The following is a 16,033-nucleotide window of genomic DNA, read 5'->3' as shown; positions in this document are numbered from 1 at the left end:
GGGCGCGAAGCGCCCGCAGCCGTCAAAGTGAAAAATGTATTGAACTTTGGTGTTGGTCCACGGTCAAACTCTTATAAGTGCTTCAGTATGCGATTACGCGCTGGGGCATGATTTCTAGTACCGCTTTTTCCAATCCGCAGTCGCCTTAGGCGAGGTCGAGAGATATCCTGCGGATTGAATAAGAAGCTGGGCTCTTTCAGTCCGGCTTCCGTCTGGGACATCAGACGCCAGCAGTGGGAATCCCCTTTCGTTCACGAAGGGGAGGATGTCAAATTTGCCCCTTGTGTGAAAGTGTGATTTCAGTTGTTTGAGTCCGGCATATCGGTCCAGCCCGGACTGTTTATGCAAGCGCGGTGCCAGTGGCGGGCAGTCAGCGCCAAGTCCTTGAATGCAAAGGGCCAGGCACGGCCGTTCGCGCCGCCGGGCACGCATGGTTCGCGGCGCTGCAGCAGCGGCTGGGCGCGCTGCGTACCAGCCTTGTTACAGCCGGGTTTCCGGCAGGCCCGGCGCGTACGCGGCCACGCCGCGGCGCCGCGCTTTCCGCGCTGCGTGAGGGATGTAACAAGCGTGTGACAACACCCTTGGCGCGAAGCACGGATGCGGGCCTTGCGGGGCACGCGGCGTAACACCGGTGTGACAGGATTCGCTTGCTCGCTGTTACCTGGTGGTGGCGATGCCGTGCTTGGACATCAGGCGGTACAGGGTCATGCGCGACACGCCGAGCTCGCGCGCGGCGAGGGTGACGTTGCTGCCCGCGCGCCGCAGGCTGGCGCCGATTGCCGCGCGTTCGGCCGCGACCCGCAGTTCGCCGAGGCCGTCGCCGCCCGCCGCCGCAGGCGCGCCTGCCAGCTCCAGGTCTTCCGGCATGACCAGGCGGCCGTCGGCCAGCACCATGGCGCGCCGGATGCGGTTGATCAGCTCGCGCACATTGCCGGGCCAGTCGTGGTTGGCCATGGCGCGCATGGCGGCGTTGCTGATGCCCTTCAGGTGCTGCGGCTTCTCGGCCGCGTACGCGTCGAAGAAATGGTCGGCCAGCATCGCCAGGTCGTCGCGCCGGTCGCGCAACGGCGGCACCGTGACCGGCAGCACGTTCAGACGGTAGTACAAGTCTTCGCGGAACTTGCCTTGCGCGACGGCTTGCTTCAGGTTGACGTTGGACGCGGCGATCACGCGCGTGTCGACGGCCAGGCTGCGGGTGGAACCGACGCGGTAGATCGTCTTTTCCTGCAGGAAGCGCAGCAGGTTCGCCTGCAGGTCGCGCGGCAGGTCGGCGATTTCATCGAGGAAGATGGTGCCCCCCGCGGCCGATTCGATCAGGCCGGGGCGGTCGCGGTCGGCGCCGGTGAAGGCGCCGCGCGTGTGGCCGAACAGTTCGGCCTGGATCAGTGTGGGCGCCATCGCGCCGCAGTTGATTGGGACAAACGGTCCCGACGCGCGCGGCGAATGCGCGTGGATGGCTTGCGCGGTGACGTCCTTGCCGCTGCCGCTTTCGCCCCAGATCAGCACCGGCGCGTCGGAGCGCGCCAGCCGGACCACCAGGGCGCGCAGGCGCGTGATGGCCGCGCCGGTGCCGGTCAGCTCGGTCGCGCCGGTGAGGCGCGCCTTGGCCGCGGGCGGGTCGCGCAGCATGGCGAGGCCGTGCGCGTGGCCCAGCGTATGGCCGAGGCGCAGGTAGTCGACCGGTTCGGTGTGGAAGTCGTAGAGGTGGTTGCGCAACAGCTCGTGCCAGGCATCGAGCTTCAGCGCGGCCGGCGGCAGCATGGCGATCCACAGCAGGTGCCAGCGCTCGCTCAGGAACCGGTCCAGCGGCGCGTGGTCGAAACGGCGGGCGCCGGAGGCCAGCAAGCCGACCCGGCAGCCCTGGGTCCGTATCGCGCGTTCGGCCTCGCGCAAGCTGCGGGCCGCGCACACTTCCCAGCCGGGCAGGGCATCCTGCAATGCGGCCGGCAACTCCAGGCCATCGAGGGCGATGCACAGCAGTTTCCGTTTCGATGCGGACATGAGCAGCTCCGTATGCATGGCGGCCAAGGTCAGTACACGTTACGGTACTCAGCTGTGATCGCGTCTGGGATGGTTTGGTTCCCCGCTTGCGATTGATACAGGCCGGTACGCCGCTTTCGGCATGAGGAAGGAAGCAGGCGTCATCGCGCGGAAACGCGTGATAGGATCTGCAAGAAATGTGCACAGACCAAGTTTGAAAAATGAGCGATTTCGCCTATCCGAGACCGCAGCTGGTCCGCGACAGCTGGATGTGCCTCAACGGCCGCTGGAAGTTCACGTTCGATGACGAGCGCCGCTATTCGATGCCGCGCGGCGGCCATGTCTGGACGCACGACATCGATGTGCCGTTCGCGCCGGAATCGGCCGCCAGCGGCATCGGCGACACCGGCTACCACCGCATCTGCTGGTACCAGCGCGAGTTCGAACTTTTGCCCGGCGACAAGCACACCATCCTGCATTTCGGCGCGGTCGACTACAAGGCGCGGGTCTGGGTCAACGGCGTGATGGTGGGCGAGCACGAAGGCGGGCACACGCCTTTCAGTGCCGATATCACCCATGCGCTCAGTCCCGGCGGCAAGCAGGTGGTGACGGTGTATGCCGAGGACGACCCGCACGACCTGGCCAAGCCGCGTGGCAAGCAGGACTGGCTGCCCGAGCCGCACGCGGTCTGGTATCCGCGCACCACCGGCATCTGGCAAACGGTGTGGCTGGAGCAGGTGGCGCAGACCCGCATCCACAGCCTGCGCTGGACGCCCATCTTCGACACCTATGAAATCGGCTGGTCGGTCAGCGCCATCGGCGACATCGAGGACGGGCTGTTCGTGGAGATCAAGATCCGCCACGGCGACCTGCTGCTAGCCGAAGACAACTACATGCTGATCGGCCACGAGGCGAGCCGCAAGATCGCGATCTCGGATCCCGGCATCGACGATTCGCGCAACGAGCTGCTGTGGAGCCCCGAGCGGCCGACCCTGCTCGACGCCGAGGTGACCCTGCGCCACCGCGGCCAGGTGCTGGACCGGGTGACCTCGTATACCGCGCTGCGTTCGGTGACGGTCAACCGCGACCGCTTCCTGCTCAACGGCCGTACCTATCCGCTGCGGATGGTGCTCGACCAGGGCTACTGGCCCGATACCCTGATGACCGCGCCGAACGACGATGCGCTCAGGCGCGACGTCGAACTGGCCAAGGAAATGGGTTTCAACGGCGTGCGCAAGCACCAGAAAATCGAGGACCCGCGCTACCTGTACTGGGCCGACAAGCTGGGCCTGCTGGTGTGGGAGGAAATGCCATCGGGCTACCGTTTCAGCGCGAGGGCGATCGAACGCATGGTGCGCGAGTGGACCGAAGCCATCGAGCGCGACTACAGCCACCCCTGCGTGATCGTCTGGGTACCGTTCAACGAATCGTGGGGCGTGCCGAACCTGACCTCGACCCAGGCGCACCGCAATGCGGTCGAGGCCCTGTACCACCTGACCCGCACGCTCGATGCGACCCGACCCGTGCTCGGCAACGACGGATGGGAAGCCTCGGCCACCGACATCCTCGGCATCCACGACTACTGCAGCGACCCCGACGCGCTGCACGCGCGCTATGCCGTCCACGGCCCCGTCGGGGCGCTGTTCGACCAGCGCAGGCCCGGCGGGCGGATACTGACGCTGGACGGCTTTCCGCACCGCGGCCAGCCGGTCGTGCTGACCCAGTTCGGCGGCGTCGCCTGCGACTGCGACCCGGTGCAAGCGCGGCCAACCTGGGGCTATGCGCATGCGAACAGCCCGGAAGAATTCATCGCCCTGTACCGCCGCCTGCTGGACGCGGTCGGCGGGGCGACCATGTTCAGCGGCTTTTGCTATACCCAGTTCGCCGACACCTTCCAGGAAGCCACCGGACTGCTGCGCGCCGACCGCACGCCCAAAGTGCCGATCGAGCAGATATACCAGGCGACGATCAGGGCCAACTGCGGCGTGCAACGGCCGGAGGAAGTGCCCGAACCGGAGCCGGGGCCGGAACCGCTGCCTGACGACATCTGAACCTGCTTCCGCGCGGGCGCATTGCGCACTGCGCGCCAGGCTGGTCAACGCCTGTGGATTTCGCCACCGGACATGTGCACGCGGTCGCCGCTGCGGAAGGCTGGCGCCGCATCCTGGGTGACCACGCGGGTGCTGCCGTCGTCCATTTGCAGGGTGATCCGGTACACCCGGTCGCTGCTGGCGCCGATGGCACCCGCCGCGCCCGTGGCGCCGATTGCCCCTGTGGCAACTCCCTCGCTGCGCGGAACCACTTCGATCAATGTGACCACGCTGTTTGGCGCGGGCATGGCCTGGGCGCTTGCCGCCATCGGGTCGGCCGGGGCAGGAGTGGTGCCGGTCGTGGAAGCCTGGCTGGTGGCGCTGGCGCCGGCGCCGGCGCCGGCGGGCGGCATCCCGTAGCCATCGGTCGGCCGCTCGGGGTCGCTCACGCTCGCCGTGTCGCGGGTCTTCATGGTGTCCGATGCGCAGCCGGCCAGGCCAAGGGCCAACACGCCCGCCAGCAGCACGCTCTGTTCTAGTCGCTTCATGATCAATTCCTTTGTCTGAGTGTTTCCGGGTGTGCGTGACGATGCCGTGTGCCACTTCGGTAAGAGGCGCGAACGCAAGCGACGTTCCCCGTTACCGCCGGGTACGTGAGCCAGATCAAAGTGGATGAAGGGTGCGGCGCCTGCGCGGCCGCGGTGATACGGACCGGATCAGCCCGGGCGCGAGGCGCTTGCGCCCGGTGCGGGCAGGAAAGCCCAGCACAGGGCGCTGACCATGATGGCGGCATTGCAGTCGACCAGCCAGTCGGACAATGCGCCCACGCGGTAGGGCAGCAGGCTTTGCACCAGCTCGTCTCCCGCGCCCATCGCGGCCACGGTGAGCACCGCTTTCAGCGCGCGCGCGGATGGGCTTCCATTGCTGCCAGTGAACAGCAGTAAGGCCACGGTGCCGTAGGCCAAGGTATGCAGGACGATGCCGGACGCGTAGTGGCCGACCTCGGCCCGCGCGCCGGGAATCGAGCCCATGGCGACGATGGCGGCGTAAATGACAAGCGCCGCGGCGTAGCGGTGGCGCTGGAAGCGGGGCGAAAGGGCGAGCAGGGAAAACAGGGCGGGCATCGGCGGGCGCAGGCGTGGAAAGCGCCAACGATACCACGCCGCGTAGGCCCGTGCGTCCTGGCCCGGCTTGCGCCTGGCTTGCGCCAGCCCGGCCAGTCAGATGCTCAGTGCCGGCATGCCGTTCGCGTAACTGGCGTCGAAACAGCTTGCGCAACTCACGCAGAACAGATGGGCCACCCGCACCGTATGTTGCCGCAACACCAAGCGCAGGTGGGTGTGCAGGCATTTCGGACAGGTTTCGCGCACGGCCCCGAATGTCGCCGCGTTTTCGTGGCTGGGGTCGAGATTGTCGACGACGTCGACGCGATTCAGTTCGCTGAGAATCAGCTGGTCCTCGTTGGCCGCGTGGTGGCGGCGACCAGTTTTGATGAGGCCGGTTGTATGTGCAACCATTTCAATCGTGCGTTCAGTCATTCATTGCTCCGGAAGTTAGGGCCGGTCGATGTAAACCTGACAAAGGACTCTAATAATACTAGAAAGTCGCCGCGCTTCAAGCACTGGATGCAGGTCCGGCTAGACATGGATCAACCGCAGTGGAAACCGTTCGCCCAAAAAAATGCCCGCTGTGACAGCGGGCAAAACCCAAGATTATCGGGCCAAGAGACGAATTCGGAGTGGTGTGCCGCCGTCATCGGTCAGCACACCTGGCTGCAGCCACGCATATCGGTTGCATGTACAGCAGATGAATGAAGTATAGGCGGGCAATGTGACGGGGGTATGACAGTGCGCAAGCGATTGAACGTAGCACGGAACTTCGCCGGGGAGGCTTAGTCAGTATGCTCATGCGTTCTAATGATCGGGTTCGCTGTGAACCAAGCGGTCCGTCGGCTGAGGCCACAAACTACCGGGAAATACCTTGGGATGGTTTTTCGTTGCTATCTTGCTTCCATTGACAGCCCCGATTGCTGCGATGTGGTGCTTGCAGTGGCCTTTGAAGGATGGGCAACTTTGTTGGGGGGCGGTGGCATTCTGCGCAGCCGCAATGTACGAGATCGCTGTACCCGGCCGCGACGGACCGACTGTTTCAAACGAAACCGGCGGATACTTAAATGGCTGCTTCATCGTGCTGTTGACTGCCTCCGCACTTATTGCTGCTGGTGGGGCTCTGTTCCCAACAGCAATAAAGGTATCACTCGATAAACCATGGTTCAGGCACTACCAAGCGTTGGCTACTTCAGTCGTATTGACATCCTTGGCGGCGGGAGGTTATGCGGTGATACACTATGGACTGTTGAAGCCCTGACGGGAATGCTGGAGGCGCAGATGAGAACGTGGGTGAAGAATCATTTCATCGATCCACAACATGCGATGAGCACCATTTGGGGGTGTACTAGATTCTGTGTAAACGGGTTTTCGTTTAAGCCTGCGGAACCCGATCTTCAAACTGGATGGCGAAGCGGTTCAATGCAGCTTTCCAGTCCCGAATCGGCATCGTCCACTTCTTGCTGATGTTGTTGAGCGCAAGATAAAACAGTTTGCTGACGGCTTCATCGGTCGGAAAGGAACTGCGGGCCTTCGTGACTTTTCGCAGGCTCATATTAATCGATTCAATCGCGTTCGTGGTGTAAATCACCTTGCGGATTTCCGGCGGGTAGTCGAAGAACGGGATGATGCGAGCCCAGTTGCGGCGCCAAGACTGGCCTATTGGTTTATACTGTTTATCCCATTTCTCCTCAAATTCCGACAGCCTGAGTTCAGCCTCGTCTGCGGTGGCCGCGCTGTATATCAGCTTCAGATCGGCAGCCACTTCCTTCTGCACTTTCCAAGGCACGAAGTTAAGGCTGTTGCGTACCATGTGAACGATGCATAGTTGAACAGCGGCTTTCGGATAGACCGCCTCGATAGCGTCCGGGAAACCTTTCAAGCCGTCGACGCAGGCGATGAAGATGTCCTGCACTCCGCGATTTTTTAGCTCGGTAACGACCTGCAGCCAGAACTTGGCCCCTTCGGTTTGAGCGATCCACAGGCCCAGTACCTCCTTGTGGCCTTCCATGTTGACGCCGATGGCCAGGTAGACCGCCTTGGTGCGCACTGCGCCGTTGTCGCGCACCTTGACGTGGATGCAGTCGAGATACAGGATCGGGTACACGGCGTCGAGCGGACGGGCCTGCCAGAGCTTCACATCTTCGCTGACGGCGTCCGTGACGTTGGAGATGAGGGTCGGTGACACCTCGGCGCCGTACATCTCCTCCAGGTGGCTTTGGATCTCCCGCACACTCAGGCCGCGCGCGTAGAGCGAGATGATTTTATCGTCGAAGCCGGTCCAGCGTGTCTGGTGCTTGACGACGATCTGCGGCTCGAATGTTCCTTGACGGTCACGAGGAACATCGAGCGGCAGCGCACCAAAATCGCCCTTGAGCGTCTTGGTGCTATAGCCGTTGCGAGTATTGGCGGTGCCGTTGGTCACCTCACCGCTCTTGCCATGCCCCAGGTGGTCCGTCATCTCGACTTCCAGGGCGCGCTCCACCAGCATCTTGGTGAGCTGCTTGAGCAGCCCGTTTTCGCCGATCAGGTCCTCGGGCTTCTGGTAGTTGGCCAGCAGACTATCGGCCAGTTTGAGCAGTTCCGGATCGGGCTTGGCCCGCTTGTTACGCGTTGCAACGGTCATTGTTTCTCCTTGATGGCGGCAGTGTCCTGCCAAATGACCGTTTACACAAAATTATTTACACCCTCCACCATTTGTGTGGCCAGCCTGTCACTCGGAGCAATCGGCTGCGGACTTTTTCTCCTTGGCGTTTTTCTTGCTCCTTAGCGGACCACAACATCCCAGCTTTCCATCGTCCAGTATTAAGCCCGGCTTCGTGCCGCGAAATTCCGGTTTCCACGAACAAATAGCCGCAGCGTTGTCGGCAAGCTACTTAGGCGGACTTTGAATGCGGCAACACTTCTTCGCCGCTGTTGCCGCTGAACCTACTGTGTTCGTCCGCGACTTCGGGATAAAAAAAAGCCCGCTGATGAAAGCGGGCTTCAAACTATTTTCTTGGAGGAGAATAGTGGAGACAGGAGAGATTATGCTGCGTCGCCACATATTCGTCCAATTGTGATTTCAGATACCAGACATATTGTTTTTGAATATCTGTCTGCGGGGCCAACGTTACCTGCGTTCATCCCCCGACTTCAGGGCAAAAAAAAGCCCGCTGATGAAAGCGGGCTTAAAACTATTTTCTTGGAGGAGAATAGTGGAGACAGGAGAGATTATGCTGCGTCGCCATATATTCGTCCAATTGTCATTTCAGATGCCAGACATATTGTTTGAGAATATCTGTCCATGGGGCCAGCGTTACCCTTCCATCGAGCGGAACAAGTCGTCGCGCACGGTGGCCAGCTGGCCGCGCAGGTGGCCCAGCGTGTCGTGCGGGTGGCCGCTGGCCGACATCACCTGGGCGGGAATCTCCTGCGCCGTAAGCCGCAGCGAGCGGCCCTCGCTGGTCAGCGAGATGCGCACCTGGCGTTCGTCGTGCGGGTCGCGGTTGCGCGCCACCAGCCCATTGGCCTCCAGCCGTTTGAGCAGCGGCGTCAGCGTTCCCGAATCGAGGTAGAGGCGGGCGCCGATGTCCTTGACCAGGATGCCGTCCCGTTCCCACAGCACCAGCATCACCAGATATTGCGGATAGGTCAGCCCGAGCCGGTCGAGCAGGGGCTTGTAGGTCTTGGTCATCGCGTGCGATGCCGAATACAGTGCGAAGCAGAACTGGTTTTCCAGCGCGAGGGTATTGGACTGCTGCGCAGCCTGCTTCGAAGTGTTCATTCTTTCACCGGCACCGTGTAGTTGAGGGCAAGGCGGCCGCCATCGACATACATGGTCTGGCCGGTCATATAGGATGCGTCGTCGCTGGAAAGGAAGGCGGCGATGGCGGCCACTTCCTCCGGTTCGCCGCAGCGTCCCATCGGCGTGCGCGACAGTATCGTGTGGCGCGCCTCCGGGCTGGCCAATACCGCTTTCTTGGCCAGCTCGGTGAGGATGGTGCCGGGCCCGATGCCGTTGACGCGGATGCCATACTGGGCCAGGTTCAGCGCCATCACCTTGGTCAGCTGGTTGACGCCACCCTTGGACACCACGTACGGCACCTGGTTAGGGATCGCCAGCATCGAATTGACGCTGGACATATTGATGATGCTGCCCGAGCCGCGCTTGACCATCTCGCGCGCGGCGGCCTGGCCGCACAGGAACATCGACTTCAGGTTGATCCGCAGCACGCGGTCGAAGTCTTCCTCGGCGAGGTCGAGGAAATCGGCGGCGTGGGTGACGCCGGCATTGTTCACCAGGATGTCGACCTGGCCGAATTCCTTGAGTGTGGCGGCGATCATCGCGTCGACGTCGGCCTTCTGGCTGACGTCGGCCGCGAAGAAGCGCGCCGGCGCGCCGATGGCGTCGGCGGCATGCACGCCGTCCGGCTTGATGTCGACCATCATCACGCGCGCGCCTTCCTGCACCAGGCGCTGGGCGCACGCCAGGCCGATGCCCTGCGTCGCTCCGGTGATGATTGCTACTTTATTGGCTAATCTCATTTCTCTGTTCCAAGGTGTCGGGAAAACCGAATTGTAACCAGCCTGCCGCCAAAGCTACAGCACCACCGGATGGTCCGGCAGCTCGTTGTCGTTGCGTTCGCCGCCGGCCGGGAAATGCTGGTGCAGCAGCGCGTTGACCTGCCGGATCGCCGCCAGCGTGCTGTCGTGGAACTCGCCGCGCGCGAAGCCCTGCGTCATGGTCTGGCAAACGGCCTGCCAGGTCGGCGCGCCGATCTTGCGGCCGATGGCGCGGTCGCACACGATGTCGACCTTGTGCTCGGCCAGGTTCACGTAGATCAGCACGCCGCAATTGTCCTCGGTATCCCACACGCCGTACTCGGCGAACAGGCCGAGCGCGCGCTGCCGGTTCGTCATGCCGTCCCAGATGGCGTCGAACGGCATCGAGTTTTCGACGATCAGGCGCAGCTCGCCGCGGTGGCTGCGCTCGCCTTCGGTGATCGCCGCGCCGAGGTCGGCCAGGCTGTTGGTGGGGAAGGCCTCGCGCCCCACCGCCGCGGTGGTGCGCAGGTGGCGCAGCGCGCGCCTGAGCGTTTGCACGAATGATCCAGCCATTACCAGTCTCCCGAGGCGCCGCCGCCGTCAAAGCCGCCGCCGCCGCCCGAAAAGCCGCCGCCGCCGGAGCCGCCGCCATCGCCGAAACCGCCGCCCCCGAAGCCGCCGCCGGAACGGCCCACGTTGCTGAGGATGCTGCCGAGGATGAATCCGGTCGCGCCGCTGGTCCAGGCCCCGCGCGCCAGGCGCGAACGCCGGCGCGGACGGAAGATCGTCATCAGGACAAAGGCGCCGATCACCAGGATCGGGATCAGGCCGATGCCGCCTTCATCCTGCTGCGCCTGGCGCTGCGGCTGCTGCACCGGGGCAGGGAATAATTCCTTGTTGAGCAGGGTGGCGATCGCGCCCACGCCCGCCACCAGGCCGTCGTAATACTGTTCCTGGCGGAAGTGCGGCGCGATCACGTCCTGCAGGATGCGCTTGGACTGGGCATCGGTCAGCACGCCCTGCACGCCGCGGCCGGCCTCGATGCGCAGGCGCCGCAGCGCGGAAGGATTGTCCTTGGCTACCAGCAGCAGCACGCCGTCGTCGATGCCCTTGCGGCCCAGCTTCCACTGGTCGACCACGCGGATGCCGTACTGCTCGATCGCTTCCGGCTCGGTGGTCTTGACCAGCAGCACGGCGATCTGGCTGCCGCTCTTGGCCTCGTAGTCGGTCAGCACCGCTTCCAGGCGGCTGCGCTGGTCCGGCGTCAGCATGCCGGCCTGGTCGGTGACGTGGCCGGTCAGCGGCGGCACCGGCACGAACTGCGCCTGGGCGACGCCGGCCATGGCCAGCACCAGCATCATCGCCCACAGGAGGCGCAGCAGGGTCATGGCTTATTTGCCGAAATTGACGGTTGGCGCGGTGGAGATCGCTTTTTCGTTCTCGACGGTGAACGACGGCTTGACGTCATAGCCGAACACCATGGCGGTCAGGTTGGTCGGGAACTGGCGCACATGGACGTTGTAGTCCTGCACCGAGACGATGTAGCGCTGGCGCGCCACGGTGATGCGGTTTTCAGTGCCTTCCAGCTGAGACTGCAGGTCGCGGAAGCTGGCGTCGGCCTTCAGGTCAGGATACTTTTCGACCACGAGCATCAGGCGCGACAGCGCGCCGGACAGCTCGCCCTGCACCTGCTGGAACTTCTGGAAGGCTTCCGGATTGTTCAGCACTTCCGGCGTGATCTGGAAGCTGGTGGCGGCGGCGCGTGCGCGCGTGACCGATTCCAGCGTTTCCTTCTCGTGCGCGGCATAGCCCTTGACGGTGTTGACCAGGTTCGGGATCAGGTCGGCGCGGCGCTGGTACTGGTTGACCACTTCGCCCCACGCGGCCTTGACCGCCTCGTCCTTGGTCTGGAACTGGTTGTAGCCGCAGCCCGACAGCAGGGCGGCGAGCGCACAGGCCAGCAGCAGTTGCGACGCGCGCGTGAAACCGGTAAGTGTCATGATGTTTTCCTGGCAAGTTGTCGAATATATAAAAATAATACCCTAAAGATTTGAAAGTGTGCGTATAAATGCGCGCGCGCCGCTCGCGGTACAATGCCGGGTTTGCAACTGAATACGAAAGCCTGCCGTGAATTTCATCGATAAGCTGTCCGCCGCCTGGACCACCAACAACTCGCTGCTGTGCGTCGGCCTCGATCCGGACCTGTCCCGTTTCCCGTCCCACCTGCAGGGCCAGCCCGATGCGATCGTCACGTTCTGCAAGGCCATCATCGACGCCACCGCCGACCTGGCCTGCGCCTTCAAGCCGCAGATCGCCTACTTCGCGGCGCTGGGCGCCGAGGCGCAGCTCGAGCAAATCTGCCATTACCTGCGCAACAAGTACCCGCACATCCCGCTGGTGCTCGACGCCAAGCGCGGCGACATCGGCGCCACCGCCCACCAGTACGCGCGCGAAGCGTTCGACCGCTACGGCGCCGACGCCGTCACCGTCAATCCTTACATGGGTTTCGACTCGGTCGAGCCGTACATGGAATGGGCCGACCGCGGCGTGATCGTGCTGTGCCGCACCTCCAACGCGGGCGGCTCCGACCTGCAGTTCCTCGACGTCGGCGGCAAGCCGCTGTACCAGCACGTGGCGCGCCTGGTGGCCGAAAAGTGGAACCGCAACGGCCAGTGCGCGCTGGTGGTCGGCGCCACCTTCCCTGAAGAACTGGCGCAGGTACGCGCGATTGTCGGCGACATGCCGCTGCTGGTGCCCGGTGTCGGCGCCCAGGGTGGCGACGTCGAAGCCACCGTCAGGGCGGGCAAGACCGCCGGCGGCGCAGGCATGATGATCAACAGCTCGCGCGCCATCCTGTACGCGGCGCCGCAGGCGGGCGAGGACTTCGCCGCCGCCGCGCGCCGGGTTGCTATGGAAACGCGCGACGCCATCAACCGCTTCCGCGGCTAGGCGGGACGCGGTTTAGTACCGCGAAGGCGCGATCGACTCCGCGTAGTCGTACAGCGCCCCCAGGATATCTTCCGCGCGCTCGTCCGCATCCTCGCACAGCACATCGATCTCAGCGAACAGCTGCTCGATGGTGCGCGCACCCGCCGCGCCGTCGAACAGGCGCGCCGCGCGGTGCTCTTCCCACTGCTGCGCTTCCTGCTCCGTCAGCGTGCCGGGGAAGTTGCGTGCGCGGTAGCGGAACAGCAGTTCCGCCAGGCGCTCGTCCTCGAACGACGGCCGCATCTGCGCCAGCTTCGCAGGCTGCTCGGCGCGCAGCGAATCGAGCTTGCGGCGATCGTCGCGGCTGATGAAGCCGCCGTACAAATCCTCGTCCACATCGGTTTCCTGCGCTTGCCCGGGACGGTGGTAGACCTGTTCCCACACCAGCGCCAGGTCCGGCCCGCCGGCGGCGATGCGCGCATGCGCCAGGCCGCGTTCGATGTCCATCCCCCAGCGTTCGGCCATTGCAGGGCTCAGGGTCTTCAGGTTCCCGACCAGCATCGGCGACTTGTTCAGGTGGATGCTCTTGACCGGCAGCCGCGTCACGCCTTGCGGCAGGTCGGCGCTGCGGGTGAACATGCGCATGCGGATGGTCTCCGCGTCCAGCCCGAACAATTCGGACGGGTCGTGGCTGCAGTCCCACACCAGCACTTCGTTCTTGTTGGTCGGGTGGGTGCCGAGCGGCCATACCAGCCCGATGCAGCCACGCTCGGCCGGGAACATGCCGGTCACGTGCAGGAAAGGCTGGCGCGCTTCCGGCGCCAGGTGCAGTCCCATTTCGGACGCGACCTTGTCCTTCTTGTGCAGGCCGAGGCAGAAGTCGAACAGGCGCGGTTGCCGGTCGCGGATCAGGCGCGCCAGCGCGATGGTGGCGCGCACGTCGGACAGCGCATCGTGGGCCGCTTCGTGCAGCAGGCCGTTGGCCCTGGCCAGGTCTTCCAGCCGGAAGCTCGGGCGGCCGTCCTCGCGCAGCGGCCATTCGATGCCTTCCGGGCGCAGCGCGTAGGTCATGCGCACCACGTCGAGCAGGTCCCAGCGGCCGCAGTTGTTCTGCCACTCGCGCGCATACGGGTCGATCAGGTTACGCCAGAACAGGAAGCGCGTGACCTCGTCGTCGAAGCGGATCGTGTTGTAGCCGACGCCAATGGTGCCCGGCTGCGAGAACGCGGCTTCCACCGTGGCGGCGAACTTGTGTTCTGGGACGCCCCATTCGAGGCACTGCTGCGGCGTGATGCCGGTGATCAGGCAGGACTGAGGGTCGGGCAGGAAGTCCGGCGCCGGCTGGCAGTACAGCATGATCGGGTCGCCGATCTCGTTCAGGCTGGCGTCGGTGCGGATGGCCGCGAACTGCGCCGGCCGGTCGCGCCGCGGTTGCGCGCCGAAGGTTTCGTAGTCGTGCCAGAGGAAAGTGTGCGATGTCATGGGGCCTATTGTACCGGCCGGCGCGCGGCGCCGTGACGGCGGAATGAGTCAGAGGGCGACGCGGTTGCGGCCGGCCTGCTTGGCGCGGTACAGCGCCGCATCGGCGCGTTCGATCAGGGTGGTTTCGCTGGCGTCGCCGGCCAGGCAGGCCACGCCGAACGAACCGGTAATGTGCGGCAGGCCCTGGCGCATGTCCTGGAACACCACCACTTCCTGCAGGCGCCAGCACAGGCGCTCGGCCACCATCACGGCCAGCTGCTCGCCGGCGTCGGGCAGGATCACCATCAGTTCTTCGCCGCCGTAGCGTACCGCGAAATCGGTCGGGCGCAGGCCGGCCGACACTACGCCGGCCGCGGCGCGCAGGGCATCGTCACCGGCCGGGTGGCCGTGGGTGTCATTGAAGCGCTTGAAGTGGTCGAGGTCGATCATCACCAGCGACAGCGGGGTACCGCCGCGCTGGGCGGTGGCGACCATCCTCGGCAGCATGTCGTTCAGCCAGGCGCGGTTGTACAGGCCGGTGAGGCTGTCGTTGAGCGACAGCTGGCGGTAGAACTCGCCCAGCTTCTGGCGCCGCCGCAGCTGCGCATTGGCGGCGCGGATGCGGAAGGAGAGCAGGCGCAGCAGGTTGCGCGCGAGGCCGTTGCACTGGTCGATCAGGCGCCACACCAGGTCCGCTTCGATGACCAGCAGGTCCGAGTCCTCGCTGGCGCTGATGGCGAACAGGTTGGCGGTGTCGTCCAGCACGGCTTGTTCGCCCACGCTTTCGCCCGGCAAGACCTTGCTGACGGTGCCATCGCTCATCCCGCTGCTGGTGTCGGCGGCCACTTCCAGCGCGCCGCGCAGCACGATGTACATGCGCGCGCTGTAGCCGTCCTTGACCTGGGCGCCGTGCGGCAGGCGCACGATGGCGCAGCCCGCCAGCGCCTGGGACGTCGTGCGTTCGTCGCAGCCGTTGAACAGCTGCAGGTCGCCGACTTCGTAAGGGGATGCACCGAAGGTGCCGATCTGTTCCAACATGCTCTCTCGCTCGAATTGCGAAATACAATTCTGTTAAGAAACGAATGATATCCCAACTGCATGTTCAACAGGCAGCTGGCGCTCTCGAAACAACAGTGTTTCAATAGCGGGATTCACATTTTTGAAATTTTCCATGTCTTTTATCGATGCCCTCGGGCGCGAACACCAGGCGGCGCCGGACGCGCGCATCGTGTCGCTGGTACCGTCCATTACCGAATTGCTGTGCCACCTGGGACTGGCGCCGCAGCTGGTGGGGCGTACCGGTTTCTGCATCCACCCGGCGGAGGTGGTGGCGTCCATTGCCAAGGTGGGCGGCACCAAGGACGTCAACATCGGCAAGATCCGCGCGCTTGCGCCGACCCACCTGGTGGTCAATATCGACGAAAACGAAAAGCCGACGGTCGATGCGCTGGCCGAATTCATCCCGAACGTCGTCGTCACGCACCCAGTGGCGCCGGAGGACAACCTGGCGCTGGCGCGGCTGATGGGCGGTGTGTTTTGCGCGGACGCGAAGGCCGAAGCGTGGTGTGCGGAATTCGAGGCTGAGCTGTCGCTACTGCGCGCAATGCCGAAACCGCTGCCGCAAACTGTGCTGTACTGCATCTGGCAGGATCCGTGGATGAGCATTTCGGGCGATACCTATATTGCGCGCATGCTGGCGGAGATCGGCTGGCAGGTGCCGGAGCTGGGCAGCGCGCGTTATCCACAGTTCGAATGGTCGGATGAACTGGTGGCGGGCATCGACGGCGTGCTGCTGTCGACCGAGCCTTACCGCTTTACCGAGGCGCACGCTGAGGCGCTGGAAAAACAGATCGGCAAGCCGGTGCGGCTGGTGGATGGGGAAATGATGTCGTGGTACGGGAGCCGGGCACTGGCGGGGTTGCGCTATCTTCGGGCGCTAAGCAGCGAAGGGTTATAGGCAGGCGCCATTCCTGACATCGATCAAGGACTTGTACAGCTAGT

16 protein-coding genes are annotated in these 16,033 nt (G+C 64.2%); 4 read left to right on the top strand and 12 right to left on the bottom strand.

Annotation, left to right across the window (positions count from 1 at the left end; translation table 11 throughout):
* Positions 1 to 657 precede the first annotated feature (657 nt).
* Positions 658 to 2,001, bottom strand: coding sequence for a sigma-54 dependent transcriptional regulator (locus D3872_RS03130; protein WP_119809437.1), 1,344 nt, complete (start codon positions 1,999 to 2,001; stop codon positions 658 to 660).
* A gap of 200 nt (positions 2,002 to 2,201) precedes the next feature.
* Here D3872_RS03130 and D3872_RS03125 point away from each other — a divergent pair, with 200 nt between their 5' ends.
* Positions 2,202 to 4,031 carry a glycoside hydrolase family 2 protein gene (locus D3872_RS03125; RefSeq protein WP_119809435.1) on the top strand — a complete coding sequence of 610 codons (1,830 nt, stop codon included), beginning with the start codon at positions 2,202 to 2,204 and terminating at the stop codon, positions 4,029 to 4,031.
* Positions 4,032 to 4,075: 44 nt separating this feature from the next.
* Here D3872_RS03125 and D3872_RS03120 read toward each other — a convergent pair whose 3' ends face one another.
* From D3872_RS03120 to D3872_RS03110, 3 genes are all read right to left on the bottom strand, one after another.
* On the bottom strand, positions 4,076 to 4,558 hold the full coding sequence (locus D3872_RS03120; protein WP_119809434.1) for a hypothetical protein: 483 nt from the start codon (positions 4,556 to 4,558) through the stop codon (positions 4,076 to 4,078).
* Between the two features lie 168 nt (positions 4,559 to 4,726).
* Positions 4,727 to 5,134, bottom strand: coding sequence for a VanZ family protein (locus tag D3872_RS03115; RefSeq protein WP_119809433.1), 408 nt, complete (start codon positions 5,132 to 5,134; stop codon positions 4,727 to 4,729).
* A gap of 96 nt (positions 5,135 to 5,230) precedes the next feature.
* Positions 5,231 to 5,548 (bottom strand): hypothetical protein, encoded by a 318-nt coding sequence (locus tag D3872_RS03110; protein ID WP_229459131.1) that lies wholly within the window; start codon positions 5,546 to 5,548, stop codon positions 5,231 to 5,233.
* A gap of 568 nt (positions 5,549 to 6,116) precedes the next feature.
* Between D3872_RS03110 and D3872_RS25180 the strand changes: the two genes are divergently transcribed.
* Entirely contained in the window at positions 6,117 to 6,377 is a 261-nt protein-coding gene (locus D3872_RS25180; protein WP_147373775.1) for a hypothetical protein, read from the top strand.
* Positions 6,378 to 6,491: 114 nt separating this feature from the next.
* On the opposite strand, the gene D3872_RS03105 is transcribed toward D3872_RS25180, so the two are convergent.
* The 6 genes from D3872_RS03105 to D3872_RS03080 form a co-directional block, all read right to left on the bottom strand.
* Entirely contained in the window at positions 6,492 to 7,742 is a 1,251-nt protein-coding gene (locus tag D3872_RS03105) for an IS256 family transposase (RefSeq protein WP_119809431.1), read from the bottom strand.
* A 672-nt stretch (positions 7,743 to 8,414) separates the two neighbouring features.
* Positions 8,415 to 8,882, bottom strand: a complete 468-nt coding sequence (locus tag D3872_RS03100; protein ID WP_119809430.1) for a MarR family winged helix-turn-helix transcriptional regulator — start codon at positions 8,880 to 8,882, stop codon at positions 8,415 to 8,417.
* The gene (locus D3872_RS03095; protein ID WP_119809429.1) at positions 8,879 to 9,643 is read right to left on the bottom strand and encodes an SDR family NAD(P)-dependent oxidoreductase; all 765 of its coding nucleotides are present in this window, start codon (positions 9,641 to 9,643) and stop codon (positions 8,879 to 8,881) included. The genes D3872_RS03100 and D3872_RS03095 overlap by 4 nt, the downstream gene beginning before the upstream one ends.
* A 54-nt stretch (positions 9,644 to 9,697) precedes the next feature.
* On the bottom strand, positions 9,698 to 10,216 hold the full coding sequence (locus tag D3872_RS03090; protein ID WP_119809428.1) for a TPM domain-containing protein: 519 nt from the start codon (positions 10,214 to 10,216) through the stop codon (positions 9,698 to 9,700).
* Positions 10,216 to 11,031 (bottom strand): TPM domain-containing protein, encoded by an 816-nt coding sequence (locus tag D3872_RS03085; RefSeq protein WP_119809427.1) that lies wholly within the window; start codon positions 11,029 to 11,031, stop codon positions 10,216 to 10,218. The genes D3872_RS03090 and D3872_RS03085 overlap by 1 nt, the downstream gene beginning before the upstream one ends.
* A 3-nt stretch (positions 11,032 to 11,034) precedes the next feature.
* Positions 11,035 to 11,643: a LemA family protein gene (locus D3872_RS03080; protein ID WP_119809426.1), complete on the bottom strand. Its 609-nt coding sequence runs from the start codon at positions 11,641 to 11,643 to the stop codon at positions 11,035 to 11,037.
* 127 nt (positions 11,644 to 11,770) lie between these two features.
* On the opposite strand from D3872_RS03080, the gene pyrF reads away from it, so the two are divergent.
* Positions 11,771 to 12,592 carry an orotidine-5'-phosphate decarboxylase gene (gene pyrF / locus D3872_RS03075; protein WP_119809425.1) on the top strand — a complete coding sequence of 274 codons (822 nt, stop codon included), beginning with the start codon at positions 11,771 to 11,773 and terminating at the stop codon, positions 12,590 to 12,592.
* A gap of 12 nt (positions 12,593 to 12,604) precedes the next feature.
* Here the strand turns inward: pyrF and sbcB are convergent, their stop codons facing one another.
* The gene (gene sbcB / locus D3872_RS03070; RefSeq protein ID WP_119809424.1) at positions 12,605 to 14,053 is read right to left on the bottom strand and encodes an exodeoxyribonuclease I; all 1,449 of its coding nucleotides are present in this window, start codon (positions 14,051 to 14,053) and stop codon (positions 12,605 to 12,607) included.
* Between the two features lie 48 nt (positions 14,054 to 14,101).
* Positions 14,102 to 15,067: a GGDEF domain-containing protein gene (locus D3872_RS03065; protein ID WP_119809436.1), complete on the bottom strand. Its 966-nt coding sequence runs from the start codon at positions 15,065 to 15,067 to the stop codon at positions 14,102 to 14,104.
* A gap of 136 nt (positions 15,068 to 15,203) precedes the next feature.
* Between D3872_RS03065 and D3872_RS03060 the strand changes: the two genes are divergently transcribed.
* Positions 15,204 to 15,989 (top strand): helical backbone metal receptor, encoded by a 786-nt coding sequence (locus D3872_RS03060; RefSeq protein WP_119809423.1) that lies wholly within the window; start codon positions 15,204 to 15,206, stop codon positions 15,987 to 15,989.
* Positions 15,990 to 16,033 lie beyond the last annotated feature (44 nt).

The organism is Massilia cavernae (genome assembly GCF_003590855.1).
Taxonomy (GTDB): domain Bacteria; phylum Pseudomonadota; class Gammaproteobacteria; order Burkholderiales; family Burkholderiaceae_D; genus Telluria_A; species Telluria_A cavernae.
This window is presented reverse-complemented; position numbering and strand designations above follow the sequence as displayed.

Excerpts from the sequence above, each read along its gene's own strand:
- D3872_RS03130 (WP_119809437.1), bottom strand. The coding sequence starts at position 2,001 with ATGTCCGCATCGAAACGGAAACTGCTGTGCATCGCCCTCGATGGCCTG.
- D3872_RS03125 (WP_119809435.1), top strand. The coding sequence starts at position 2,202 with ATGAGCGATTTCGCCTATCCGAGACCGCAGCTGGTCCGCGACAGCTGG.
- D3872_RS03120 (WP_119809434.1), bottom strand. The coding sequence starts at position 4,558 with ATGAAGCGACTAGAACAGAGCGTGCTGCTGGCGGGCGTGTTGGCCCTT.
- D3872_RS03115 (WP_119809433.1), bottom strand. The coding sequence starts at position 5,134 with ATGCCCGCCCTGTTTTCCCTGCTCGCCCTTTCGCCCCGCTTCCAGCGC.
- D3872_RS03110 (WP_229459131.1), bottom strand. The coding sequence starts at position 5,548 with ATGACTGAACGCACGATTGAAATGGTTGCACATACAACCGGCCTCATC.
- D3872_RS25180 (WP_147373775.1), top strand. The coding sequence starts at position 6,117 with ATGTACGAGATCGCTGTACCCGGCCGCGACGGACCGACTGTTTCAAAC.
- D3872_RS03105 (WP_119809431.1), bottom strand. The coding sequence starts at position 7,742 with ATGACCGTTGCAACGCGTAACAAGCGGGCCAAGCCCGATCCGGAACTG.
- D3872_RS03100 (WP_119809430.1), bottom strand. The coding sequence starts at position 8,882 with ATGAACACTTCGAAGCAGGCTGCGCAGCAGTCCAATACCCTCGCGCTG.
- D3872_RS03095 (WP_119809429.1), bottom strand. The coding sequence starts at position 9,643 with ATGAGATTAGCCAATAAAGTAGCAATCATCACCGGAGCGACGCAGGGC.
- D3872_RS03090 (WP_119809428.1), bottom strand. The coding sequence starts at position 10,216 with ATGGCTGGATCATTCGTGCAAACGCTCAGGCGCGCGCTGCGCCACCTG.
- D3872_RS03085 (WP_119809427.1), bottom strand. The coding sequence starts at position 11,031 with ATGACCCTGCTGCGCCTCCTGTGGGCGATGATGCTGGTGCTGGCCATG.
- D3872_RS03080 (WP_119809426.1), bottom strand. The coding sequence starts at position 11,643 with ATGACACTTACCGGTTTCACGCGCGCGTCGCAACTGCTGCTGGCCTGT.
- sbcB (WP_119809424.1), bottom strand. The coding sequence starts at position 14,053 with ATGACATCGCACACTTTCCTCTGGCACGACTACGAAACCTTCGGCGCG.
- D3872_RS03060 (WP_119809423.1), top strand. The coding sequence starts at position 15,204 with ATGTCTTTTATCGATGCCCTCGGGCGCGAACACCAGGCGGCGCCGGAC.